Below are 23,739 nucleotides of genomic sequence, written 5' to 3'. Positions count from 1 at the left end.
GCCCCCGTTGCCTTTCCCTAAAGTCATAGGAAAATGCAACGGGGGCTCGGCCGGCCCGGCAAGGCCGGCGGTTCAAGGCCGCGTCTTAGCTGGCTTAGAGAGCCAGATCGGACTCGAAGTCCGCGGTCTCCAGGCGGTCCTTGATGGTGGTGATGAAGCGGCCCGCGTCAGCACCGTCGACCACCTGGTGGTCATAGGTGAACGGCAGGTAGCACATCTGGCGGATGGCGATGGCGTCCTGGCCATCGTCATTAACCACTACCGGGCGCTTGGTGATGGCCGCGGTGCCCAGGATACCGGCCTGCGGCGGAACCAGGATCGGGGTGTCCAGTAGGGCGCCCTCGGAGCCGATGTTGGTCACGGTGAAGGTAGCACCGGTCAGATCGTTCGGCTTCAGCTTGTTGTTGCGGGCCTTGTCGGCCAGCTCAGCGATAGCCTGGGCGATCTCCGGCAGGGTCTTGTCCTGCGCCTTGTGGATGACCGGGGTGAGCAGGCCGCGCGGGGTGTCCACGGCGATGGCCACGTTCACGTCCGCGTGGTAGGTCATCTCCTTGGTCTCCGGGTTGTAGGAGGCGTTGACGTTCGGGTGGGAGACCAGCGCCTCGACGGTGGCCTTCACGATGAACGGCAGGTAGGACAGGTTGGCGCCGTACTTGTCGATGAACGCCTGCTTGTTCTTCTTGCGCATGTCGGCCACCGCGGTGACGTCGACTTCCTGCACGTGGGTCAGCTGCGCGGAAATTTGCAGGGCCTCGACCATCTTGGAGGCGGTGATTTCGCGGATGCGGTTGACCTTCTGGGTGGTGCCGATGAGCTCTTGCTTCTCCGGATCCACGGACTTGGTGGACCAGTTGGCGCGCCCGCCGGACTTGCCGGAGGCAGCCTTGTCGGAGCCGGACTTCGGGGCCTCGCCCTCGCCGGCAGCAGCCAGCACGTCCTGCTTGCGGATGCGGCCGCCGACGCCGGTGCCTTCCACGGAGTTCAGGTCAACGCCGTGTTTGTCAGCCAGCTTGCGCACCAGCGGGGTCACGTACGGGACGTTGTCGCCGTTGTTGACCTTCGCGGAGGTGTTCTTAGCCGCGGACTCGTCCTTCTTCGGGGCCTCGTCCTTCTTTTCTTCCTTGGCGGAGGACTCCTCGGCCTTTTCTTCCTTCTTTGGCTCTTCGGCCTTTTCTTCTTCCTTGGCTTCAGCCTTGGAATCAGAGTCGGAGTCGGAGTCGTCGGACTTGGCCGGGGCGGAGCCGTCGCCGATGCGGGCGATGACTTCGCCGACTTCGATGGTGTCGTCCTCGTCGGCCAGGATCTCCTGCAGGGTGCCGGCGACCGGGGATGGGATTTCGGTGTCGACCTTGTCGGTGGAGACCTCGAGCAGCGGCTCGTCGACCTCGACGGTGTCGCCGACGGACTTCAGCCACTGGGTGATGGTGCCCTCGGTGACGGACTCGCCCAGCTCGGGCATCTCGACGTCGGTGGCATCCCCGGAAGCGCCGGAATCCTTGGAGGAGGATTCCTCGGCCTTTTCTTCCTTCTTCGGCTCTTCGGCCTTTTCTTCTTCCTTGGCTTCAGCCTTGGAATCAGAGTCGGAGTCGGTGGACTCGCCCTCGTCGCCGATGGTGGCGATGACCTCGCCGACTTCGATGGTGTCGTCCTCGTCGGCCTTAATCTCCAAGAGGGTACCCGCAACCGGGGAAGGGATTTCGGTATCGACTTTGTCGGTGGAGACCTCGAGCAACGGCTCGTCGACCTCGACGGTGTCGCCCACAGACTTGAGCCACTGAGTAATAGTGCCTTCAGTTACGGATTCGCCCAGTTCGGGCATCTCAACGGAGTGCGCCATGAGAATTAAGACTCCTCGAAAGTTGGAAATAACAAACCTTTTGTCAACAGCCTACCGGTTCGGTCAATTCGTCGCGCATTATCTCACCCCTAAAGCGGTGTTCCGCCTCACAGGCTGCCGAAGACTAGGTGTGAGTTACCGGAAAACTGTTTACATCACTAGGATAGTGTGCCGTGTTCAACCCTTTCCGCCGACGTCGCTCTAAGTCTCCGCTGAAGCCGCCCCGCGCCCCCGGGGAAACCATCCGTGAGCAGGATGCACGCGATCTGCAGGGCTGGGCGCGCCCCCGTGGGTGGGTCGAGGTCTTCGTGGAGCCGGAGACCATCGTCAATGAGATGTCGGTGATCGTCGTCGATGAGGGCGGCGACTTCATCCGGCGGCGCATCGGCGGCCCCAAGGGCATCGACGCCGTGGCCAAGCTGTTGGACTGCCCAGTCTACGACGTCGAGGAGACCGGCTACCCGGAGCGGATGCGCCGCAAAATGGAGCGCGACCGGATCCTGCGCAAGCGGGAAGAACAAAAAATTCGCCGCGCCCGGTTTGAGCGCGGCGAAAATCCCGATTCTTAATGGATTAGTCCTCGAACGATTAATCCTCGTCGTCGGTGGTGGCCTCGGTCGCGTCGGTGCTGCCCGCCCCGGCGACCTGCTGTAGGACGGCAATGATGGTGCGGGTCGGCACGCCAGTGGCGCGCTTGGGGGTGTAGCCGCGGGCGCCGTCGCCGTTCCAGGCGGGGCCGGCGACGTCGATGTGGGCCCAGTTGATGCCCTCGCCGACGAAGTGCTCCAGGTAGGTGCCGGCGAACTGCATGCCGCCCTCGCGCTGGGCGTTGATGTTGCGGATGTCGGCGTTATCCGACTTCAGCGACTCGTTGTGCTCTTCCAGCAGCGGCACGGCCCAGGCGTTTTCGCCCACGCGGCGGCCGATGTTGGCGACCTCGTCGCGGAACTCTTCGGTACCCATGACGCCGGCGGTGCGCTTGCCCAGCGCAACCATCTGGGCGCCGGTCAGGGTAGCGGTGTCGATGAGGTAGTCCGGCTTGTCCTCGCTGGCGCGCGCGATGGCGTCGGCCAGCACCAGGCGGCCCTCAGCGTCGGTGTTGAGCACCTCGGAGGTGGTGCCGCCGTAGTGGGTGATGACATCGCCCGGGCGGGTGGCGGAACCAGACGGCATGTTCTCGGCCAGCGGGATGGTCGCGGTGACCGCGACGTCCAGCTTAAGGTAGGCCGCGGCCAGGGTGGCGGCGGCCACGGCGGCCGAGCCGCCCATGTCCATGATCATGTCCCACATGCCGGCACCCGGCTTCAGCGAGATGCCGCCGGTGTCGAAGGTGATGCCCTTGCCCACCAGCGCGACGTGGCGCTTCGCCTTGGACGGGTTCCAGGTCAGGCGGAGCAGGCGCGGCGGGCGGGCCGAGCCCTGGCCCACGGACAGGATGCCGCCGAAGCCTTCCTTTTTCAGCTGCTTGTCGTCCAGCACCTCGACGTCCAGGCCCGCGGCGGTGGCGTGGGAGGACAGGATGTCCGCGTAGACGGAGGGGTAGAGCTCGTTGGACGGGCAGTTGACCAGGTCGCGGGTGAAGACGGTGGCCTGGGCGATGGCGCGGGCCGTGTTGAACTCGTTCTTGGTGGCCGCGTCTTTCTTGTCCTGCAGGAGGAAGGAGACAGTCGCCGGCTTCTTGTCCGCCGGCAGCTTGTCGGAACGCAAGCCCCGGTGGACGTAGCCGCCCAGGATGATGCCCTCGACGGCGGCGGCCAGACCGAATTCGTGCAGGGTGGTGGCTACCTTATTCAAGCCTTGGACGCCCCGGGCGGCGCTGCCGGCGGCCCGGCGCAGGGCCTCGTCGTCCAGCTGCTCAGCCTCGCCGAGGCCGACCGCCACGATGGAGTCGGTACCGACCTCGGGCGGGGCCGGGATGCGGTGGACCGATCCGGTCTTGCCCGTGGCGCCGACGGCCAGCAGCTGGTCGAGGACGGTGCGCAGGGCCTCGCCGTCCAGCGCCGCGGACGCGGGGACCTCCACGCCGTCATCACTGGCGAAGATACCGATGACCAAGGCCTGCGCCTTCTCCGGGATCTTCTTTGCGAGCTTAACCGCGGGAACCACGCCGGCGCCCGGGATCTCGATTGGGGATTTCCTCTTAGCCATAGTTGTCATCCTCCTATTAAAAGCCGTCACTACAGTCTGCCCGCCCCGCCGGCAGCGGGGTGGTGTAGCTATTTTTAGGGTATGGCCCCACTGTAGCGGCCAGCGGGCCGGGCTGGGGAAGGTTTGGCTCCGCGGTTCCCAACAGGTGGGACGAAGGGCGGGGTGGGCGGCAGCGGTCAAAGGGTTTCGCTAATAAAAACCGGTTGGGTGACCGAAAGGCGGAGTAGAGTGTGGACATGACTTTGCTTGACTACACCGTAACCCGTACCGACCAGCCGACCAGCCCCGAAAGGATTGCCGAGATCCTCGACAACCCGGGTTTCGGCCGCTATTTCACCGACCACATGGTCACTATCGACTGGAACGAGGAGGAAGGCTGGCACGACGCCCAGGTGCGCCCCTTCGGCCCCATGGAGATGTCGCCGGCCTCCAACGTCTTCCACTACGGCCAGGCCATCTTCGAGGGCATCAAGGCCTACCGCCAGCCGAATGGCACCGTGGCTACCTTCCGCCCAGAGCAGAACGCCGCGCGCATGATCCACTCGGCCGAGCGCTTGGCGATGCCGCCGCTGCCCGTCGAGGAATTCACCAACTCGCTAGCCCAGTTGGTCGCCGTCGATAAGGACTGGGTCCCGGCCGCCGGCGGGGAAGACTCGCTCTACCTGCGCCCGTTCATGATCTCCACGGAGGTGTCCCTAGGCGTCCACCCGGCCAAGTCTTACCGCTACATCGTCATCGCTTCCCCGGCTGGGGCCTATTTCACCGGCGGCGTTAAGCCGGTCTCCGTCTGGCTGTCTACCGATTACGTGCGCGCCGCCCCGGGCGGGACCGGAGCGGCGAAGTTCGCCGGCAACTACGCGGGCTCCCTGCTGGCCCAGGCCCAGGCCGATGAGAAGGGCTGCGATCAGGTCGTCTGGTTGGACGCGCTGGAGCGCAAGTACATCGAGGAAATGGGCGGGATGAACCTGATGTTTGTCTACGGCAGCGGCGACAACTCCCGGATCGTCACCCCGGCGCTGTCGGGCTCCCTGCTGCCCGGCATCACCCGCGACTCCCTTCTGCAGGTCGCCCAGGACGCCGGCTACGAAGTGGAGGAGCGCCGCATCTCCGCCGAGGAGTGGCACGCGGCAGTCGACAGTGGCGAGATGACCGAGTCCTTCGCCTGCGGTACCGCCGCCGTCATCACCCCGGTCGGCCGCGTGCTGGGCAAGGACGTGGACTTCACCATCAACGGCAACGAGCCGGGGGAAGTCACCATGGCGCTGCGCAAGCAGCTCACCGACATCCAGCGCGGCAGCCAGCCCGACCCCCACGGGTGGCTGCACACGCTGGTCTAGACGGCCGGTCCTAGCCCCGGCGGCTGCTGCGGAGCTAGTCCGCCAGGGCCGTGGAGATAAGCTCCACGGCCGAATTCATCAGCGGCAGGGCGGACAGGGCGCCCAGGCCCTGGCCTGCCGTAACCGCCAGATCCAGCCAGGGCTCGTGGCCAAGGTCCGCCACGGCGCGCTCGAAAGCCGGGGTGGCGGTGGAGGTCGCTACAAAGACCCATTCCTGGGTGCCCGGGCTTAGCCGCTCGGCCAGCATGGCCGCGGCGGCGCCGAAGGAGCCGTCGATGAGCACCGGGGTGCGGCGCGCGGCCGACTGCGCGATGAAGGCGACCTCGGCGGCAAACGCCGGCGAGCCCAGCAGACGGATGAGCTCGGCCGGCTCGTCGGCCAGGCCGCGGCTGCGGAACATCGCGTCGCGGACCACGCTGACCTGCTGCTTCCATTGCTCCGTCGGGACTTGTGCGCCGTGGGGGACGATGGCCACCGGCTCGGTGCCGGTCACGCGGCCGACGATGGCCGCGGCCACGGTACTGTTGCCGGCGCCGATATCGGCCGGGATCACCACGTCGTCGCCCTCGTCCGCGCTGGCGTTGGCGGCCTTGATACCGATGTCGAAGGCTTGGGCGGTCAGCTCCGCGTCCATGGCGTCAGCACTATCGATCGGGGCGGAGGTACCCGTCTGGATAAGGCGCACGCGCGCCCCAGCCTGGTTGGCCAGAAACTCAATCGGTCCGGTGTGCTCGGAAAGCTGCTGGACCGAGTCCGTGGTGAAGCTGGCGGGCCACTGTGACACCGGCACGTCGGCGTGGGCGATGCCGTTGTCCCCGGCAAAGACCACCACCCGCGGCCGGGATATCGGCGAAGGGCTGACCCGCTGTTGGCAGCCGGCCAGCCAGACCACCGGCAGGGACATCCGCCCTAGGGCGGCGGCCCGCGGGTTTAAGGTCACTTTGGCTGCGAGCTCGCGCCGCTCGGCCGCGCCGATGCTGGCCGCGCTATCCGCCTGCAACTCCATCATGACTAGGCCAGTGCCTCGCCCGGCTTAAACCGCGGGCGCGGGACGCGCCACTTGCGCGGCTGGGTGGCCCGCCCTACCGCGTAGCTGCCGAGGCTGAAGCCGGTCGCGGTGGTGCCGGGGAACTTCACCCTTACTGCGTTGTTGACGCGGCGGCCGTGCAGGATGGCCAGCACGGCGAAGAGCAGGATAAAGACCATGCCCACGGCCGAGACCGCCGGGGAGATACTCGGGACGAAGGTTCCGACGAACATGAACAGTAGCAAGGCCAGTGCACCGGGCATCGTAAAGCGCAGGGGGCTATTCGCGACGTCGACGACGTCGCGGGCATAAGCCCGCTCCTTGCCGCGGTCGCGGGCCGGCAGGTAGCGCTCGTCGCCGGCGGCCATGCGTTCTTGGGTCTCGCGGTTGCGCTTGCGCTGCTCCTCGCGCTCCTTGGCTTTGTAGTCCTTCCATTCTTCCTTGGACATGGACTTCTTTAGCTCTTTACGGTTCTGGTGCGCCTGCGCAGTAGACATGCGGTGTGGATCGCGGATAACGCCCTTGGCGATTTCCTGATCCGCGCGCTTCGGGGTCGGCCGGCCCTTCGGCGGCGTGTAGCCTTTCGGGTAGTTCTGGCCGGCCTCGCCTGCGCCAGCCTTGCCGTTATGCGCGGCCGAGCCGGCGCTGGCCGACTGGTCGGCGGTGTCCGCTGCAGCGGCGTCCTGATTGTCTTTTTGCCACGGTAGTTTCACAACACCCAAGGTTACAAGGTTGGTTGGCTAAAGTGGAATAAGCCCCGCGCCCGCGCGGTTGAACAGGAATACAAGCCATGACCCCGCCGCTGGGCACGTCAGCCTTTCTTGACGGTAGTGAGGCGAGTAGGGTGGTGGAGAGCACTAAGATACGACGCACAGTCGAACAATCAAGTCGAACAAGGAGTATTTATGACCGCCCCAGCATCTGCTACTGGCGTCATCCTGACCGAGGCCGCCGCCGCCAAGGCGAAGGCCCTGCTCGATCAGGAGGGCCGCGACGATTTGTCCCTGCGTATTGCTGTCCAGCCGGGCGGCTGCGCCGGCCTGCGCTACCAGCTGTACTTCGATGACCGCACCCTGGACGGCGACAAGGTCGACCAGGTCGGCGGCGTGAACCTCGTCGTGGACAAAATGTCCGTTCCGTACCTGACCGGCGCCAAGATCGACTTCGCTGACACCATTGAGCAGCAGGGTTTCACCATCGACAACCCGAATGCCGGCGGTTCCTGCGCCTGCGGTGATTCCTTCAACTAAATAGCCGTTGGCGGCGAGCACACCAGTTCGCCGCAACGCAGAAAAAGCTTTGGGCTCGGCCCTCCTGCAACGGCAGGGGGCCGAGCCCAAAGCTTTAGCTATCTTCAGCGGCGAACCTTGCAGGCGTTAGAGCTTGACCGGGTAGTCGCGCTGCTCGATCTGCGGATCGATGCGGTCTTCGACGAAGATGCCGTGCCAGATCATAAAGGACAGGACCGTCCACAGGCGGCGGGAGTGGTCGCTGACGCCGTCGCGGTGCTCCTTGAGCATCTCCAGAACGGCCTTCTTGTTGAAGATGTCCTCGGTCTGCGAGGCGTTGATCTGGTCCTGGGCCCAGCCGTAGAGCTCGTCGCCGGCCAGCCAGTGGCGCATGGGCACCGGGAAGCCCAGCTTCTTGCGGTGCAGCACGTGCGGCGGAACGATCTGCTCCAGGGCCTTGCGGAGTGCGTACTTGGTGGTCCCGTGGGAAATCTTCAGGTCGTGTGGGATGGTCTCGGCGACCTTGAAGACCTCCTTGTCCAGGAAGGGCACGCGCAGCTCCAGGGAGTTGGCCATGTTCATCTTGTCCGCCTTGACCAGGATGTCCCCGCGCATCCAGGTAAACAGGTCCAGGTGCTGCATGCGGGCGACTGGATCGAAGTCCTGGGACTGAGCGTAGATCGGGGCGGTGACCTCGCGGTGGTCCCACTCGCGGCGGGCCCACGGCAGGACGCGGTGGAGCTGCTCGAAGTTGAAGGAACGCGCGTTGCCGTAGTAGCGCTCCTCCATAGTCATCGAGCCGCGGTTGAGCAGCGACTTGCCCTTCATGCCCTCCGGCAGGACGCGGGAGAGCTGGCCCAGCCCGCGGCGCAGGGGAGAGGGGATCTTCTCAAATGGCGCCAGGGAGAGCGGTTCCTTATATATTGTGTAGCCGCCGAAGAGCTCGTCGGCGCCCTCGCCGGACAGCACCACCTTGACGTGCTTGCGGGCCTCCTGGGCCACGAAGTACAGCGGAACCAGCGAAGGATCCGCAACCGGGTTGTCCAGGTACCACATGATCTTCGGCACGGCGTCGGCGTACTCCTCTGGGGAGACGATCTTGACGATGTGTTCGACGCCGATGGCCTCGGCGGATTCCGCGGCGACGTCGACCTCGGAGTAGCCCTCGCGTTCAAAACCGGTGGTAAAGGTAAGTAGGTTTTCGTTGTGGCGCTTGGCCAGCGCGGCGATGGCCGTGGAGTCAATGCCGCCGGAGAGGAAGGAGCCGACGGTCACGTCCGCGCGCATATGCTTCTCGACGGAGTCCTCCAGGGCGCGCGCGATGCGGTCGAAGAGCTGCTGCTCCTGGCCCTGAGCGACCTTCTGGACCGGGAAGGTCGGGCGGAAGTAGCGGTCGGCGACGACCTCGCCGCCGGGCTTCAGGGTCACGGTGCAGCCGGATTCGACGCGGCGGATGTTGGCGTGTAGGGACTCCGGCTCCGGGACGTACTGCAGGTCCACGTAGTGCTCGATGGCCTGCTTGTCAAGGCTCAAATCTAGACCGATGGTCTCGGCCATGGCCAGGATGGACTTCATCTCGGAGGCGAAGACCGTGCCGGCGGAGGTGGTGGCGTAGTAGAGCGGCTTGATGCCGAACTGGTCTCGGGCGGCGAACATCGTTTTGGTCTGGGTGTCCCAGATGACGATGCCGAACATGCCGCGCAGGTGGTTGACTACGTCTGCGCCCCAGTGGTGGTAGCCGACGGCGATGGGCTCGCCGTCGCCTTCCGTATTAAAGGTGTAGCCGGCGGCCTGTAGCTCCTCGCGTAGCTCCAGGTAGTTGTAGATTTCGCCGTTGAAGGTCAGGGCGTAGCGGTCCGGGGCATCGGCCGGGCCCCAGCGCAGCGGCTGGTGGGAGTGCTCCAGATCGATGATGGACAGGCGGTTAAAGCCAAAGACGGCGTCGTCGTCGTGCCAGGTTCCGGCCGCGTCCGGACCACGGTGGCGCATACAGGGCAGTCCGTTCTCAACGGCCTGGACGTAGTCCGTGGCGTTGTGATTCGCGGCTAGCAAACTCAAAAGTCCGCACATACGGGTCTCGCTCCTTGCTAAGAAAGTTTCTGAACAACTTGGCATTTTACGGGGCGCGGGGCGCAGATAGCTATTGGCGCTCCGAGGGCGGGGCTGTGGACTGGCTGTGGGCGACCTGTGGACGGCGGCCGGCTGTCGCCGCGGGGTGAGGTAGCGGCGTAGCTTCCACCTTTAGGGGCGAACTTTCGGATGATAGCCAGCCCAAGTGTCTGTGAATTGGGTAACAGGAGAGAAATCGCAGTTAAAGGGCATAATCAACGGCAGAGGCCGATGACCATGTAACATAATCGGCCGTTACGGTCGCGGGCCAAGGAATGCGCGCGACTGTTCTTGGGATTCGGCTAAGAAATGCGAGCTGGATCCACTATCCTAAACAGATAGGAATGCTCTGAGAGCGTTTAAGAAGTTTGTGTGGACAGAAAGGCAGAACACACGTGGGACAGCGTAATAAGCGCAACCTGGCCCGGAAGGCTGGTCTAGCGGGGGCACTGGCACTTGGTGGCAGTGCTCTCGCAGCCTGTGATGTGCAGGCTCCCGAGGCCGTAAACAAGGTCCTGGGATTCGGCTGGCCGCGGGGCATTACCCCGGAGGCGGAAGCGATGTACAACTTCTGGATCTGGGTCTGGGTTGCTGCATGGACTATCGGTATCATCATGTGGGGCCTGTTCCTGGTGGCCATCTTCCGGTGGAGCGCCAAGCGGGCTAAGAAGCAGGGCAAGGGCGAGTTCCCGAAGCAGCTGCAGTACAACGTCCCGCTGGAGCTGGTGCTGACTGTTATCCCGATCATCATCATTACGGCCCTGTTCTTCTTCACGGTTCAGACCCAGCAGAAGGTCACCGCCCTGGACAAGGACCCGAAGGTGACCGTGGACGTGACCGCTTACCAGTGGAACTGGAAGTTCGGCTACGCCGCCGTCGACGGTTCGCTGGCTGGTGGCCAGGACTACGACGGCACCGATGAGGAGAGCAACCGTCTGGCGGAAGAATCCACCATCGACCCGGAGGGCACCGAGAACGCTAACCCGATTCACGGCAAGTCCAAGGGTGACATCTCCTACCTGAACTTCAACGACATCGAGACCGTCGGTACCACCGAAGAGGTTCCGGTTCTGGTCCTGCCGACCAACACCGCGATTGAGTTCCGCCTGGCTTCCGGCGACGTCTCGCACGGTTTCTGGATTCCGGAGTTCTTGTTCAAGCGCGACGTGTACGCGCACCCGGAGAACAACCAGCAGGAGCGCGCATTCCAGGTGGAGAGCATCGACAAGGAAGGCGCCTTCGTCGGCCGTTGTGCTGAGATGTGCGGTACCTACCACGCGATGATGAACTTCGAGCTGCGTGCCGTTTCCCCGGAGAAGTTCGAGGAGTACATGCAGTACCGCATCGACAACCCGGACGCTCCGAATTCTGAGGCCCTGGCGCACATCGGTGAGGCTCCGTATGCCACCTCGACCCAGCCGTTCAATTCGCAGCGCGACACCCAGGAGGGCGACAACTACGTTGACGCCAACGACAAGGCACAGGCATAAGGAGATATTGAACCATGCGTGTAGGTGCAAAAGTCTTTTACGGGATCTTCACATATCTGTTGATCTCCGAAATCGTCTACATCTTCGCCGTCAACTTCGTTAAGGACGACGGCTACCGCCACGGCCCCGAGTGGGCAGGCATGGTCGCCATGGCACTTGCGGCCCTGCTGGCCCTGATGCTCGCGGTCTACATCCAGTTCACCGACGCCCGTTCTGACGTCCTCCCCGAGGACTGGGAAGAGGCGGAGACCGAGGATTCCGCCGGCATCCTGGGCTTCTTCTCCCCGGGATCCATCTGGCCGTTCATGATGACTATGGCCATCGCTGTCCTGGGTCTGGGCATCATCTTCATGTACTACTGGATGATTGTCTTGGGCGCCATCATGCTGGTGTGGGCTACCGCCAAGCTCTCGTTGCAGTACGGTCTGCCGAAGGAAAAGCACTAGCTTTACACTGCGCGCCGTAGGCGCCCCGCAGCTTCTTAGACGACAAGGCCCTGGGTCTCCCACAGAGGGAGGCTCGGGGCCTTCGTCGTATCTAGTTCCAGAAAGTTCCCGCGAACTCCAGAAAATTTTGGTCGCGTGGGAAATGCCTGGGTTTTGTAGACGATGCCGGGGGAGCGGGCGACGTCTTCCGCCGGGTAGTTGGCGCTAAAACCCCTCGTTATAGCGATTTTCGCCTGGGGGTAATACGAAAGTTGCAAGCCTGCGGTTTTGTCGGCCGCGGAACGTGAATTATCTCTCATTCGATTTTCGGCGGAAATGGTTGCAACCCGACGCGGTCTCGTTCTCACGGAATTTCGGTGTTGTGAGGTGTTGGCGTATGTAGTTCTTTAGGGGGCGTTGACCTGCGCGAATGGCGGGGTTGGGGAGAGAGTTTGGCGGCGAAATTAACGTTGTTCAACGGAAGATGCGGCCTTTTCTGTGTTTTTGCTGACTGTGCGCGGAAAAATTAATAGCGAAAGCGGGGGGAACTAGATGAATTCGGGTCGAGAAACGGCCATACTAATAGGCGTGACGAGCGCAGTTTCTAATCAAGGTATGGCAGCACCACGTGTTGCCGCGCTGAACCGACCCAATATGGTCAGCGTGGGCACCATCGTGTTCCTGTCGCAGGAGTTAATGTTCTTCGCCGGACTGTTCGCGATGTGGTTCACATCCCGAGCTAACGGTCAGGAAGGCGATTGGGCGGAGCATACCGCTCAAATCAACGTGCCGATGGGCTTCCTTATTACGGGCGTCCTGGTGCTTTCCTCCGTGACCTCGCAGTTCGGCGTCTTCGCCGCAGAAAGGGGTGACGTATTCAAGCTTCGGCTCTGGTACTCGGTGACCATCCTCCTGGGCGTTTTGTTCCTGGGCATTATGGCCTTCGAGTGGTACGAGCTGATTCACCACGGGGTTACCGTCCAGGCGAGCGTGTTCGGTTCGGTCTTCTACATTCTGACCGGCTTCCACGCGGCCCACGTGACCGGTGGCCTGTTGAGCTTCGTGGTCATTTTGCTCCGCATTGCCAAGTCCAAGTTCACGCCGGCGCAGGCCACCGCTGCCATGGCCGTGTCTTACTACTGGCACTTTGTGGACGTCGTGTGGATCGGCGTTTTCGTCGTTATCTACCTCGTCCAGTAGGCCGTAGATAGCCGAGCCATCTCGGTCTACAGCCATTCATTTCCGGACACCAGTAACACAAAAGGAAAATGATGGATACCAATCCCAACAACAACGCTTCACCGGTGGGTGAGACCACCGCGGCAGCTGCGGCGAAAAAGACCCGCCGCCGGCGCAAGATAAAGCGCACCCTCGCGGGCGCTTTCGCGCTGACCGTCGGTCTGACGGGTGCTGGCGTTTTGGCTACCGCCCTGACGCCGGATGCTCAAGTCGCCACCGCCCAGAAGGATGACCAAGCCCTCATCCAGGAAGGCAAGGACATCTACGATGTCGCTTGTATTACCTGCCACGGCGCCAACCTGCAGGGCGTCGACAAGCGCGGCCCGTCGCTCATCGGCGTCGGTGCCGGATCGGTCTACTTCCAGGTCCACTCCGGTCGTATGCCGATGATGTCTAACGATGCCCAGGCGGAGCGCAAGACCCCGCGCTACACCGAGCAGCAGACTCTGGCCCTGGCTGCCTACGTCGCAGCCAACGGTGGAGGCCCGGACATTGTCTACAACGATGACGGCACCATCGCTATGGAGTCCCTGCGCGGCGCCAACTACAACGGCCAGATTCAGGCCGAGGACGTCGCCAAGGGGTCCGAGCTGTTCCGCATGAACTGCGCTTCCTGCCACAACTTCACCGGCCAGGGCGGCGCACTGTCCTCTGGTAAGTACGCACCGCCCCTGGATCCCGCAAACGAGCAGGAAATCTACCAGGCCATGTTGACCGGTCCGCAGAACATGCCGAAGTTCTCCGACCGCCAGCTGACCGCTGACGAGAAGAAGGACATCATCGCCTACATCAAGTCTGCTAACGAGACCCCGTCTCCGGCAGGCTGGGACCTGGGCGGTCTCGGCCCGGTCTCCGAAGGCCTGGCAATGTGGATTATCGGCATCACCGCGCTGTGCGCGGCCGCTATGTGGATGGGATCGCGCTCATGAGCAACGTAAATCACAACTACACCGACACTCAGCTGAAGGGCATGAGCAACGACGAGCTCGCTGCCCTCGGTACTGAGCTGGACGACGTCACCGTCGCCTTCCGTAAGGAGCGCTTCCCGGTCGAGGGAGACCCGGCAGAGAAGCGCGCGGCCACCGGCATTGGTATCTGGCTGACGATTTCCATCATCTCGGCCATCGCCTTCTTGGGCGTCTACCTCTTCTGGCCTTGGCAGTTCAAGACCCTGGGTGAAGACGGCCTGATTTGGCACACGCTCTACACCCCGCTGCTGGGTCTGTTCTCCGGTCTGGCAATCATCTGTCTGGGCGTCGCTATTATTCAGTACGTCAAGAAGATCATTCCGGAAGAGATTTCGGTCCAGCGTCGCCACGACGGCCCGTCCGACGAGGTAGACCGCCGCACCCTGACCGCCCTGCTGAACGACTCGTGGAAGACTTCCACTTTGGGGCGCCGCAAGACCCTGATGGGTCTGCTCGGCGGCGCCGGCGTCCTGTTCGGCCTGTCGGTCATCGCCCCGCTGGGCGGAGCCATCAAGAACCCGTGGAAGGTTCGCCACGAGATGAACTACATGGGTGACGGCACCCTGTGGACCTCCGGCTGGACTCTGCACGAGAAGGGCGTCAAGCTCTACCTCGCTCGCGACACCAGCACCATCGCTGAGATGCACGAAGGTGAGTCCGGCAATCACTACACCACGAAGGGTCTGGCGCGCCTAGTGCGCGTCCGCCCGGAGGACCTGGCTGCCGGCGGTATGGAGACCGTGTTCCCGTTGGCAGAATCCGACGTTAACGACGGTGACCTGTACGATCCGGAAAAGGACGTCTACGAAAACCACATGCACTCGATCCACGGCAACCGCAACGCGGTCATGCTGATTCGCCTGCGCCATGCAGACGCTCAGCGCGCCGTCGAGCGCAAGGGTCAGGAAGACTTCCACCACGGTGACTACTACGCCTTCTCCAAGATTTGTACTCACATCGGTTGCCCGACCTCGCTGTACGAGGCTCAGACCAACCGAATCCTGTGCCCGTGCCACCAGTCGCAGTTCGACGCTCTGGAGTACGGCAAGCCGGTCTTCGGCCCGGCCGCCCGTGCTCTGCCGCAGCTGCCCATCACCGTGGACGAAGACGGCTACCTCGTCGCGCAGGGTAACTTCATTGAGCCTGTCGGCCCGGCATTCTGGGAGCGTAAGTCATAATGAGCAATAAACTCGCTGAAATCGGTAACAACATTGATTCGCGGTACACTGCCTCCGGCATGATCCGCACTCAGATCAACAAGGTCTTCCCGACCCACTGGTCCTTCATGCTGGGCGAGATGGCGCTGTACAGCTTCATCATCCTGCTGCTGACCGGTATCTACTTGGCGCTGTTCTTCGACCCGTCGATCAGCAAGGTCATCTACGACGGCGCCTACACCCCGCTCAACGGCGTGGAGATGTCGCGTGCTTACGCGACCGCCCTGGACCTGTCCTTCGAGGTGCGCGGCGGCCTCTTCGTCCGCCAGATGCACCACTGGGCAGCCCTGATGTTCATGATGTCCATGGTCGCGCACATGCTGCGCATCTTCTTCACCGGTGCGTTCCGGCGGCCGCGTGAGGCCAACTGGATCATCGGTTGCGCGCTGATTCTGCTGGGTATGGTCGAGGGCTTCCTCGGCTACTCCCTGCCGGACGACCTGCTCTCCGGCGTTGGTCTGCGCATTATGTCCGCCATCATTCTGGGCCTGCCGATCATCGGTACCTGGCTGCACTGGGCAATCTTTGACGGCGACTTCCCGTCCGACCTGATGCTGGATCGCTTCTACATCCTGCACGTGCTGGTCATCCCGGGCATCATCTTGGGCCTGATCGCTGCCCACCTCATCCTGGTCTGGTACCAGAAGCACACCCAGTTCCCGGGGCCGGGCCGCGCCGAGAACAACGTCGTTGGCGTCCGAATTATGCCGGTCTTCGCCACCAAGGCCATTGGTATGGGCTTGATGGTTGCTGGCGTCCTGGCTCTGATGTCTGGTCTGTTGACCATTAACGCCATCTGGAACTTGGGGCCGTACAACCCGTCGCAGGTCTCCGCTGGTTCCCAGCCGGATATCTACATGCTGTGGACTGACGGTGTTGCCCGTATTATGCCGGCCTGGGAGCTCTACCTGGGTAGCTACACCATCCCGAGCGCCTTCTGGGTTGCACTGCTCTGTGGCCTGATGGTTGTCCTGCTGTTCGCTTACCCGTTCATCGAGAAGAAGATGACCGGCGACGACGCCCACCACAACCTGTTGCAGCGTCCGCGCGACGTTCCGGTTCGCTCCGGCATCGGCGCCATGGCCATCACTTTCTTCCTGCTGGTGACCATGTCCGGTGGTAACGACCACGTGGCAAACTTCTTCCAGATCTCGCTGAACGCCATGACCTGGCTGGGTCGTATTGGCCTGCTGGTCCTGCCGCCGCTGGCTTACATCATCACCTACAAGATTTGTGTGGGCCTGCAGCGCTCCGACCGTGAGGTCCTAGAGCACGGCATTGAGACCGGTGTCATCAAGCAGCTGCCGAACGGTGCCTTCATCGAGGTGCACCAGCCGCTGGGCCCAGTTGACGAGCACGGCCACGCCGTCCCGCTCAAGTACGCCGGTGCCAAGGTTCCGAAGCAGCTCAACGAACTGGGCCTTGCCGACGCCGAGACCCAGGGTGTTTTCTCCTCCGACGACGAGGGTGTGGTCAAGAGCGTGCACCAGCACCACGCTGACAACGCCGCCGAGGAAGCGGAGATGTTCCGCCGCCTCAACGACGCTAATCGTCGCGAAGACGAGGAAAACGGCCGCTACTAAGACCCCGGCCATCCTTTAACTAGCGCTCACAAAGCCCGCCGCTCCCACCCGGGAGTCAGGCGGGTTTTGTTTTCCCCACTGCCCGCCGATGCCTCCTGGGCCCGCTCGTGCCCCACCGCCAGGGGAGGGGAGGCGGCAGGGGCTCCTTGAGGTGCCTTGGGGTGCTCAGTGGCCGTAGAACGGCCCATCGTTGCGGCGCGACCAACTATGGCGGCCGGCTGCATTCTATTCCTCTATATAGATAGGTATGTAGAGGAACGGTTCCATCTTGATCTGCTTCCATGTACTGGTACGCGTGTTAACGATGGGGTAGCGTATAAGGCTAAAGAGAACTGCGTGAGGGCTCTGGGGGAACTCTTCTCGAGTCCCATCGGGGTCCAAAACTGGCCCCATTGGGACCTAAAAACCGCGGAATTTAGGCCTCGAATAGCGGGTGTGAGGAAGCTAACAATAGGGGTTTGGCTTGATGGCGTTCATTGGGTGGGGTGGAACTTGCTTAAGAGCTTTCAGGGTGTCGCGATTTGGCCGTTGCCGCAGGTCATGGTAACCTCGTCCGGGTCGATTGGTGGCGTGGGGGGCGCGTCAAGACCGCAAAATCTGATAGCGTCTCAGTCCGATAAACGGAGTATAACGAAACGGTTACAACGCGACACACTTCGGTCAATTAGACAGAGTTCGTGATTGTTTCGTAACCTATTCGAGACACAGCGTTGCTCACCGAGCAGCCAGTCCCGAACTAAAGATTTTTTAAAGCGCCGTATCTGGCCGCTCCCACGAAGAGGGTTGTGGCCGAACGGAGGTCGGCAATGAAGTTGCAGCCGGCCGACGAACGTTAGGCCCGTCCCCTGGGCCAGAGCCTTACCGGGGTAGACAGAATCCTGGCAAGGTAGGCGCCAAACAAGATTTGGAGTTTTTTCGTGGCTAAGCACCGTCGTCAGACCGCAACTATGACCCGTCGTATCGCGACCACCGCCGTAGTGGCAGCATCCGCTACCGTCGCCGTCCCGGGCGTTGCGAACGCTACCGAGGTAGTTATCCCGAACACCAACTACTCTTTCAATGTCCAGGGCCTGGATCAGGTTCCGAACATTGAGAAGGTTCCGAACATCCAGACCTACGTCCCGTCCCTGGGTGAGGCACAGAACGTCAACTACAACGCCACCGCACAGGCCGCTCCGGCGCCGGCTAAGTCCGAGGGCCAGAAGGTCGTCGACGCGGCTCGCTCCGTCATCGGCGCTCCGTATGGCTGGGGTGCTGCCGGCCCGAGCTCTTTCGATTGCTCCGGCCTGACCTCCTGGGCCTACGGCCAGGTGGGCAAGTCCATCCCGCGTACCTCCCAGGCGCAGGCCGCCCAGGGTACCCCGGTCTCCCTGGACCAGCTGCAGCCGGGTGACATCGTTGCCTACTACGGTGGCGCTTCCCACGTCGGTATCTACACCGGCAACGGCACCATCATCGACGCCCTGAATTCCGGCACCCCGGTTCAGGAGCGTCCGCTGGACTACATGCCGATCCACTCGGCCTTCCGCTTCTAGGACTTACCGCAGCCGCTCGTTAGGCTGGCCCCGATCCGCGCGCGGGTCGGGGTTTTTCTCTTTTGTCACACCCGTTGCATCTTTGCCACTTTCCCGCCTTAAGGTGGGAAAACAATTTTGCACCTGACTGGTAAACCCCGACATGATGCTCTATAGTTCTTTAAGTTAGTTCACTCCTTTTTGACACTGAAGAAAGAGTCATCGTGCTTGAATACTCTGCGGGGCGCGCCCGTTCCATGCGCCGCATCTCCGGCAGCTGGTTGGCTGTCACCACGGCCGTTGTGATGGGTGCAGCGGTCTTGAGTCCCGGGGCGGTGGCGCAGGAGGCCGACGGCGCGGATCAGCCCGCCGTCGCGCCGGCCGGTGACGACGTTGACTCCCTGCTCGCCGAGATGGGCGAGGTGGCCCAGAAGGTCTCCGCGAAGAGCGAAGAGGTCAAGGAGGCCGAGGACAAGCTCGCCGCGGCAGAAAAGGACACCAATCGCTCTGCCGAGCACGCCCACCGGGCCCAGGAAGAGGCAGCTGCTGCCGATGCCGCCGTCAGCCACCAGCGCGGCAACGTCAACGGCATTGCCAAGTCGCGTTACCGCGGCGTGAACATGGACCGCCTGACCGCCACCTTGGCCAGCGGTGACCCGCAGGCGGCCGTGGAGCGCCTCGGCTACCTGGGCGCGATTTCCCGCGACGCCCAGCGCGACCTCGAGACCATGTCCACCAACGCGGACGCCGCCAAGTCCAAGCGCGACGCCGCCGACGCCGCCGTCAAGGAGGCCGAGCGCAAGACCCGCGAGCTGCAGGAGCAGAAGGACCGCCTCGTGCGCGAGCAGGAGGATCTGGAGAAGCAGAAGACCTCCATCGAGGAGCGCGTCGACGCCCTGTCCGGCGAGGACCGCGCCCGCTGGGAGGCCCAGTTCGGCGGCTTGTCCCTGTCGCCGGGGGACATCGCCGGCCTGTCCGGCAAGGGCGGGGACGCCGTGGCGGCGGCCCTGTCGAAGATCGGTAGCCCGTACGGCTGGGGCGCCGCCGGCCCCAGCGAGTTCGACTGCTCCGGCCTGATGTTCTGGGCCTACCAGCAAAAGGGTGTGAGTATCCCGCGTACCTCCCAGGCGCAGATCGCCGGCGGCACCAGCGTGAGCATCAACGACCTGCAGCCGGGCGATATCGTCGGCTACTACCCGGGCGTTACCCACGTCGGCATGTACATCGGCGACGGCCAGGTCGTCCATGCCTCGACCTACGGCGTGCCGGTCCAGGTCGTGCCGGTCGACTCCATGCCCATCCAGGGCGCTTCCCGTTACTAAACGCGCGTGGGTTATAGGTACAGTTGGTGCCTATGGCCCGCGTTTTGCTTGTTACCAACGATTTCCCGCCCATCATCGGCGGGATCCAGTCCTACCTGCGGGATTTCCTCGGTACCCTGCCACCGGACCAGGTCATGGTCTTCGCTTCGACCCAAAACGCCGACGATGCCGCCTCCTACGACCGCGACCTGCCCTACCAGGTGGTGCGCTGGCCCCGACAGGTCATGCTGCCCACGCCGGCGACGGCCCGCGCCATGCAGGAGATCATCCGCCGCGAGGGCATCGACACGGTCTGGTTCGGCGCCGCCGCCCCGCTGGGGCTGCTCGGCAAGGCCGCCCGCGCCGCCGGCGCCACCCGCGTCATCGTGACCACCCACGGGCACGAAGTCGGCTGGTCGATGCTCCCCGGCGCCCGCCAGGCCCTCCGCCTCATCGGAGCCTCCGCCACCGCGGCGACCTATATCTCCGACTACACCCTGCGCCGCCTGCGCCCGGCCTTTGGCTCCCAGCTGGACTGGGTACACCTGCCGTCGGCCGTCAACACGGACGATTTCCACCCCGTCGACGCCGCAGTGACCGCCGCCGCCCGCCGCCGCTACGGCCTGCGCGCGGACGGCCCCGTCGTCGTCTGCATCTCCCGCCTAGTCCCGCGCAAGGGCCAGGACCAGCTCATCCGCGCCTTCGGCTGGCTCAAAGACCAGCACCCTAACGCTCAGCTGCTCATCGTCGGCCGCGGCCGCTACCGCGCTAGCCTCGAGGCACTGGCCGGCATGTACTTCCCAGACACGCACTTCGCCGAGGCCGCCGACACCGCCGACCTTAACGCCGCTTTGGCCGCCGCCGACATCTTCGCCATGCCGGCGCGCACCCGAGGTGGTGGGCTCGACGTGGAGGGGCTGGGCATCGTCTACCTCGAGGCCCAAGCCGCGGGCGTGCCCGTCATCGCGGGCGATTCCGGCGGCGCGCCGGAGACGGTCACGCGAGACACGGGCATCGTCGTGCGCGGGACAAGCGTGGAGGAACTCACTGATGCCTTAGATACTTTGTTGTCGAATCCGCAGCGCCGGCAGGAGATGGGCCAGGCCGGGCGGGCGTACGTGCAGCAGGAATGGACGTGGGAGGTCATGGGCGCGCGTCTGCGCCGGCTGCTTCGATGTGACCGCTAAGGGGAAGGGGGTATATCCTAGACTGCATGTCGAAAGCCTTTCCCGCCCCCTCGTCTGCAGAGGCGGAGTCCTCGCAGCCGTTGACTATCGGCATGGATATTGGCGGCACCAACCTGCGCGCCGGCGTGATTACGCCCGCCGGACAGCTCATCGATAGTGTTAGCGTCCCCACCCCCAGCACCGCCGACGGGCTCGAGGACGTGCTTGTCGATGCCGTCCGCCGACTCCAAGACACCTACCGCATCCAAGCCTTGGGCCTAGCCGTAGCCGGGTTCATGGACCCGGACTGCGAGGTGGTCCGCTTCGCGCCGCACCTGCCGTGGCGCAACGCGCCGGTGCGCCGGCGGGTAGAAGAGCGGCTGGGCCTGCCGGTGCGTCTCGAACACGACGCGAACTCCGCGGCGTGGGGCGAGTGGCGCTTCGGGGCCGGGCAGCACGCCCGCGACTGGGTCTTTTTCTCTGTGGGCACCGGGATCGGCGCGACGTTGATGACGCAGGAGACCATCTACCGCGGCGCCTTTGGCACCGCCCCGGAGTTCGGCCACCTAGTGGTCGTGCCGGGCGGGCGCCAGTGCTCGTGCGGCAAGCGCGGCTGCCTGGAGCGCTACGCCTCGGGCACCGCGCTGACCGACACCGCCAACGAGCTGCGCCCGGACTATGCCACCACCTTGCCGGCCGATCCCTCGGGCGAGGAGATCGCCGCCGCCGCCCGCGCGGGCGACGCGCTAGGCATTGCCGTCATGGAGGATCTGGGCAGCTGGCTCGGCCAGGGCCTCTCGATCGTGGCGGACGTCCTCGACCCGGAGCTCATCGTGCTGGGTGGGGGAGTCAGCAAGGACGCCGACCTCTACCTGGAAACGGCGCGCGAGTTCATGGCCCGCGACATCGTCGGCGCGGGGCACCGCCCCGTGGCCGAGGTCGTTACCGCCAGCCTGGGATCTGCAGCAGGTATGATCGGAGTGGCAGATTTGGCACTGCGCCAGGCGGACATGGTTCACGAGGAAAGTTAGACGATGCACAATAAATGGTATTGGGCCTTTAAGAACATTTTCTTTGGCCCGGCGCTGCGCCTATGGAACCGGCCCTGGTCGCGAGGCATGGACAACATCCCGGCCACCGGGCCCGCCATCCTAGCGTCCACGCACCAGGCCGTGATGGATTCGTTCTACTTTCCGCTGCTGTGCCCGCGCCAGATTATCTTTCTCGCCAAAGCGGAATACTTCACCTCGCCCGGGCTGGTCGGCCGCGTGCAGAAGTGGTTCTTCAGCTCGGTGGGGCAGGTGCCCATCGAGCGCAACGCCGACTCCGCCAGCGCGGGCATGCTGATTTCCGCCAAGCGCATCCTGGGCAACGGCGACCTGTTCGGCATCTATCCGGAGGGCACGCGCTCCCCGGACGGCCGCGTCTACAAGGGGCGCACCGGCATGGCGCGGGTGGCCATGGCCACCGGCGAGCCAGTCATCCCCATCGGCATGATCGGCAGCCGTGACGCCAACCCCATCGGCACGTGGATCCCGCGGCCTAAGCGCGTCGGCATGGTGGTGGGCGAGCCCATCGATCCCCTCGCCTGGGCCCGCGAGGAAGGCCTCGACCCCGAGTCCCATGAGGCCACGCGCGCCTTCACCGACTTCGTTATGCACCGCCTGGCGGACATGGTGGACCAGCCCTACGTGGACGTCTACGCCTCCGAAGTCAAGGAATCCCTGGCCGCCGGGAACGGCTACCCGGAGGGCGCGGAACCGTCTGCGCCGCAGTCGGGGGTGGCATAGAAGTTTTGCCTTCTCCCGCCGCCTCCCAAAGGCTGGCCTGGCCTGATGTTGCGAAGGGGCTCTCGATCATCGGGGTGGTGGTGCTGCATATCTCCATCGCCGTCCCGGATGCCCACTTAACCTGGCTCTTTACCGCCAACACCTGGCTGGACCCGCTGCGCATGCCGTTGTTTTTCTTGGTCAGCGGCTACTTTTCGAAAAAGATCTTCCACTACAGCCTGTGGGAGCTCTTCAGCCGCCGCCTGTGGTTTTTCATCGTGCCCTACTGCATCTGGGTGCCCGTCGAGCTGTGGACCAACAGCGTCCACTACTCAATCGTTTTCGGCGACGAGCCGCGCACCTTCACCGACTACGCGGTGTCCCTGCTGCTGGGCCACAACATGGGCTGGTTCCTGCACGCGCTGGTGTTGTTCAACCTCTACCTGTGGGCGGTCCGCCACCTGCCGCGCTGGGCCGCGGTTTTCGGCTCGCTGGCCCCCGTGCTCTTTCTGGGCTGGCACGAGGAGGTCTACTTCGTGGGCAAGGCACTGATGTACCTGCCCATCTTCGTCATCGGCGCGTTTTGCCGCCAGTGGATCACGGATTTCGCCGAGCTCATCGAAGCCCCCCTGCGCCACGCCTTCACCGCCCGCGTGCGCCCGCCCATATACGCGGTGCTCAAGGCCATCGCGCCCGTGCTTGGCAGCGCCGGCGGTTTTGTGGCGGGCTACAGCCTGGTGCGCTGGTGGAACGGTATCAAGGACTCGGACATCGTGGTGGACTGGTACTTGCCGGGTGCGGACTCGATCGGCGGCGCGGAGCTCTGGTCGCTGGTGCGCCTGGGACAGCACCTGCTGATGTTCCCGGCCGCCATCGCGGGCGCGGTGTTGCTGTCGTACGTGCCGGGTGTATCCCACCTGCTGCGGTTTATCGGCCGGCACACGTTGCCGGTCTACCTGGGCCACCCCATCGCGCTGACCCTGGGCTTCGGGCTGCTGACCGCCCACCACCCGGTCGAGGTTATGATCGACGGCGCGTGGCCGTGGGAGAACACCTGGTTCTGGATCCTCTACTGCTTGGTCATTTCTGCCGTCGGGGCGCTGGCGCTGTGGGCCTTGAGCAAGGTCCACGTGCTGGGCTGGTCGATGAAACCGCCGCAGATATACCGCGGGGCCACCAGCGCGCACAGCACGACCACCCAGGTCAACCAGAAATAGTCGTTGCCGGGCACGGCCTGCCACAGGCTCCACTCCAGCTCCTGGTTCTGGGTGTTGGGCACCAGCCAGTGCCCGCGGGCGAAAAGCACCAGCCACAGCAGCCCGGGCAGCCAGTAGCTGCGGGGGACAAGCGCGGTGACGTAGGCCGCCAGCAGCACCAGCC

The 23,739-nt window shown here is 63.9% G+C and carries 20 protein-coding genes; 15 read left to right on the top strand and 5 right to left on the bottom strand.

From position 1 onward, the window contains the following. Window positions 1–94: 94 nt before the first annotated feature. A complete protein-coding gene (sucB, locus tag QQS52_RS05710; RefSeq protein ID WP_472772968.1) occupies window positions 95–1,837 on the bottom strand; it encodes a 2-oxoglutarate dehydrogenase, E2 component, dihydrolipoamide succinyltransferase in 1,743 nt (580 codons plus the stop codon). 173 nt (window positions 1,838–2,010) lie between these two features. On the opposite strand from sucB, the gene QQS52_RS05705 reads away from it, so the two are divergent. Further along, window positions 2,011–2,406, top strand: a complete 396-nt coding sequence (locus QQS52_RS05705) for an oxidoreductase (RefSeq protein WP_472772967.1) — start codon at window positions 2,011–2,013, stop codon at window positions 2,404–2,406. 19 nt (window positions 2,407–2,425) lie between these two features. Here QQS52_RS05705 and QQS52_RS05700 read toward each other — a convergent pair whose 3' ends face one another. After that, the gene (locus QQS52_RS05700) at window positions 2,426–3,985 is read right to left on the bottom strand and encodes a leucyl aminopeptidase (RefSeq protein WP_472772966.1); all 1,560 of its coding nucleotides are present in this window, start codon (window positions 3,983–3,985) and stop codon (window positions 2,426–2,428) included. A 236-nt stretch (window positions 3,986–4,221) separates the two neighbouring features. Between QQS52_RS05700 and QQS52_RS05695 the strand changes: the two genes are divergently transcribed. Next, window positions 4,222–5,322 carry a branched-chain amino acid aminotransferase gene (locus tag QQS52_RS05695; protein WP_472772965.1) on the top strand — a complete coding sequence of 367 codons (1,101 nt, stop codon included), beginning with the start codon at window positions 4,222–4,224 and terminating at the stop codon, window positions 5,320–5,322. Window positions 5,323–5,356: 34 nt separating this feature from the next. Here the strand turns inward: QQS52_RS05695 and QQS52_RS05690 are convergent, their stop codons facing one another. Both QQS52_RS05690 and QQS52_RS05685 read right to left on the bottom strand, forming a co-directional pair. After that, window positions 5,357–6,331: a nicotinate-nucleotide--dimethylbenzimidazole phosphoribosyltransferase gene (locus tag QQS52_RS05690; RefSeq protein WP_472772964.1), complete on the bottom strand. Its 975-nt coding sequence runs from the start codon at window positions 6,329–6,331 to the stop codon at window positions 5,357–5,359. A 2-nt stretch (window positions 6,332–6,333) separates the two neighbouring features. Further along, window positions 6,334–7,062: a DUF3043 domain-containing protein gene (locus tag QQS52_RS05685; protein ID WP_472772963.1), complete on the bottom strand. Its 729-nt coding sequence runs from the start codon at window positions 7,060–7,062 to the stop codon at window positions 6,334–6,336. Window positions 7,063–7,254: 192 nt separating this feature from the next. Here QQS52_RS05685 and QQS52_RS05680 point away from each other — a divergent pair, with 192 nt between their 5' ends. Next, window positions 7,255–7,599 carry a HesB/IscA family protein gene (locus QQS52_RS05680; RefSeq protein WP_070769617.1) on the top strand — a complete coding sequence of 115 codons (345 nt, stop codon included), beginning with the start codon at window positions 7,255–7,257 and terminating at the stop codon, window positions 7,597–7,599. A 126-nt stretch (window positions 7,600–7,725) separates the two neighbouring features. Here the strand turns inward: QQS52_RS05680 and asnB are convergent, their stop codons facing one another. Further along, window positions 7,726–9,648, bottom strand: coding sequence for an asparagine synthase (glutamine-hydrolyzing) (gene asnB, locus QQS52_RS05675; protein ID WP_472772962.1), 1,923 nt, complete (start codon window positions 9,646–9,648; stop codon window positions 7,726–7,728). A 434-nt stretch (window positions 9,649–10,082) separates the two neighbouring features. Between asnB and ctaC the strand changes: the two genes are divergently transcribed. The 12 genes from ctaC (at window position 10,083) to QQS52_RS05615 (ending at window position 23,576) form a co-directional block, all read left to right on the top strand. After that, window positions 10,083–11,177 carry an aa3-type cytochrome oxidase subunit II gene (gene ctaC, locus QQS52_RS05670; RefSeq protein ID WP_472772961.1) on the top strand — a complete coding sequence of 365 codons (1,095 nt, stop codon included), beginning with the start codon at window positions 10,083–10,085 and terminating at the stop codon, window positions 11,175–11,177. Window positions 11,178–11,191: 14 nt separating this feature from the next. Beyond that, window positions 11,192–11,623, top strand: a complete 432-nt coding sequence (gene ctaF, locus QQS52_RS05665; protein WP_070769620.1) for an aa3-type cytochrome oxidase subunit IV — start codon at window positions 11,192–11,194, stop codon at window positions 11,621–11,623. A gap of 567 nt (window positions 11,624–12,190) precedes the next feature. After that, on the top strand, window positions 12,191–12,802 hold the full coding sequence (gene ctaE, locus QQS52_RS05660; RefSeq protein WP_435384069.1) for an aa3-type cytochrome oxidase subunit III: 612 nt from the start codon (window positions 12,191–12,193) through the stop codon (window positions 12,800–12,802). A 68-nt stretch (window positions 12,803–12,870) separates the two neighbouring features. Continuing rightward, window positions 12,871–13,770 (top strand): cytochrome bc1 complex diheme cytochrome c subunit, encoded by a 900-nt coding sequence (gene qcrC, locus QQS52_RS05655; RefSeq protein ID WP_472772960.1) that lies wholly within the window; start codon window positions 12,871–12,873, stop codon window positions 13,768–13,770. After that, the gene (gene qcrA, locus QQS52_RS05650; protein WP_472772959.1) at window positions 13,767–14,987 is read left to right on the top strand and encodes a cytochrome bc1 complex Rieske iron-sulfur subunit; all 1,221 of its coding nucleotides are present in this window, start codon (window positions 13,767–13,769) and stop codon (window positions 14,985–14,987) included. The genes qcrC and qcrA overlap by 4 nt, the downstream gene beginning before the upstream one ends. After that, on the top strand, window positions 14,987–16,609 hold the full coding sequence (gene qcrB, locus QQS52_RS05645; RefSeq protein WP_472772958.1) for a cytochrome bc1 complex cytochrome b subunit: 1,623 nt from the start codon (window positions 14,987–14,989) through the stop codon (window positions 16,607–16,609). The genes qcrA and qcrB overlap by 1 nt, the downstream gene beginning before the upstream one ends. Before the next feature lie 917 nt (window positions 16,610–17,526). Continuing rightward, a complete protein-coding gene (locus QQS52_RS05640; protein WP_472772957.1) occupies window positions 17,527–18,144 on the top strand; it encodes a C40 family peptidase in 618 nt (205 codons plus the stop codon). 203 nt (window positions 18,145–18,347) lie between these two features. Continuing rightward, window positions 18,348–19,445: a C40 family peptidase gene (locus tag QQS52_RS05635; RefSeq protein ID WP_472772956.1), complete on the top strand. Its 1,098-nt coding sequence runs from the start codon at window positions 18,348–18,350 to the stop codon at window positions 19,443–19,445. 32 nt (window positions 19,446–19,477) lie between these two features. Beyond that, complete coding sequence (locus QQS52_RS05630; RefSeq protein WP_472772955.1) at window positions 19,478–20,611, top strand: glycosyltransferase family 4 protein; 1,134 nt, start codon at window positions 19,478–19,480, stop codon at window positions 20,609–20,611. 26 nt (window positions 20,612–20,637) lie between these two features. Then, window positions 20,638–21,621 carry an ROK family protein gene (locus QQS52_RS05625; RefSeq protein WP_472772954.1) on the top strand — a complete coding sequence of 328 codons (984 nt, stop codon included), beginning with the start codon at window positions 20,638–20,640 and terminating at the stop codon, window positions 21,619–21,621. Between the two features lie 3 nt (window positions 21,622–21,624). Beyond that, window positions 21,625–22,380: a lysophospholipid acyltransferase family protein gene (locus QQS52_RS05620; protein WP_472772953.1), complete on the top strand. Its 756-nt coding sequence runs from the start codon at window positions 21,625–21,627 to the stop codon at window positions 22,378–22,380. 5 nt (window positions 22,381–22,385) lie between these two features. Then, window positions 22,386–23,576 (top strand): acyltransferase family protein, encoded by a 1,191-nt coding sequence (locus QQS52_RS05615; protein WP_472772952.1) that lies wholly within the window; start codon window positions 22,386–22,388, stop codon window positions 23,574–23,576. Window positions 23,577–23,739 lie beyond the last annotated feature (163 nt).

This window comes from Corynebacterium sp. 1103A, assembly GCF_055700955.1.
Note: the sequence above shows the minus strand (reverse complement) of the source record. Positions and strands in the feature narration are given on the sequence as shown.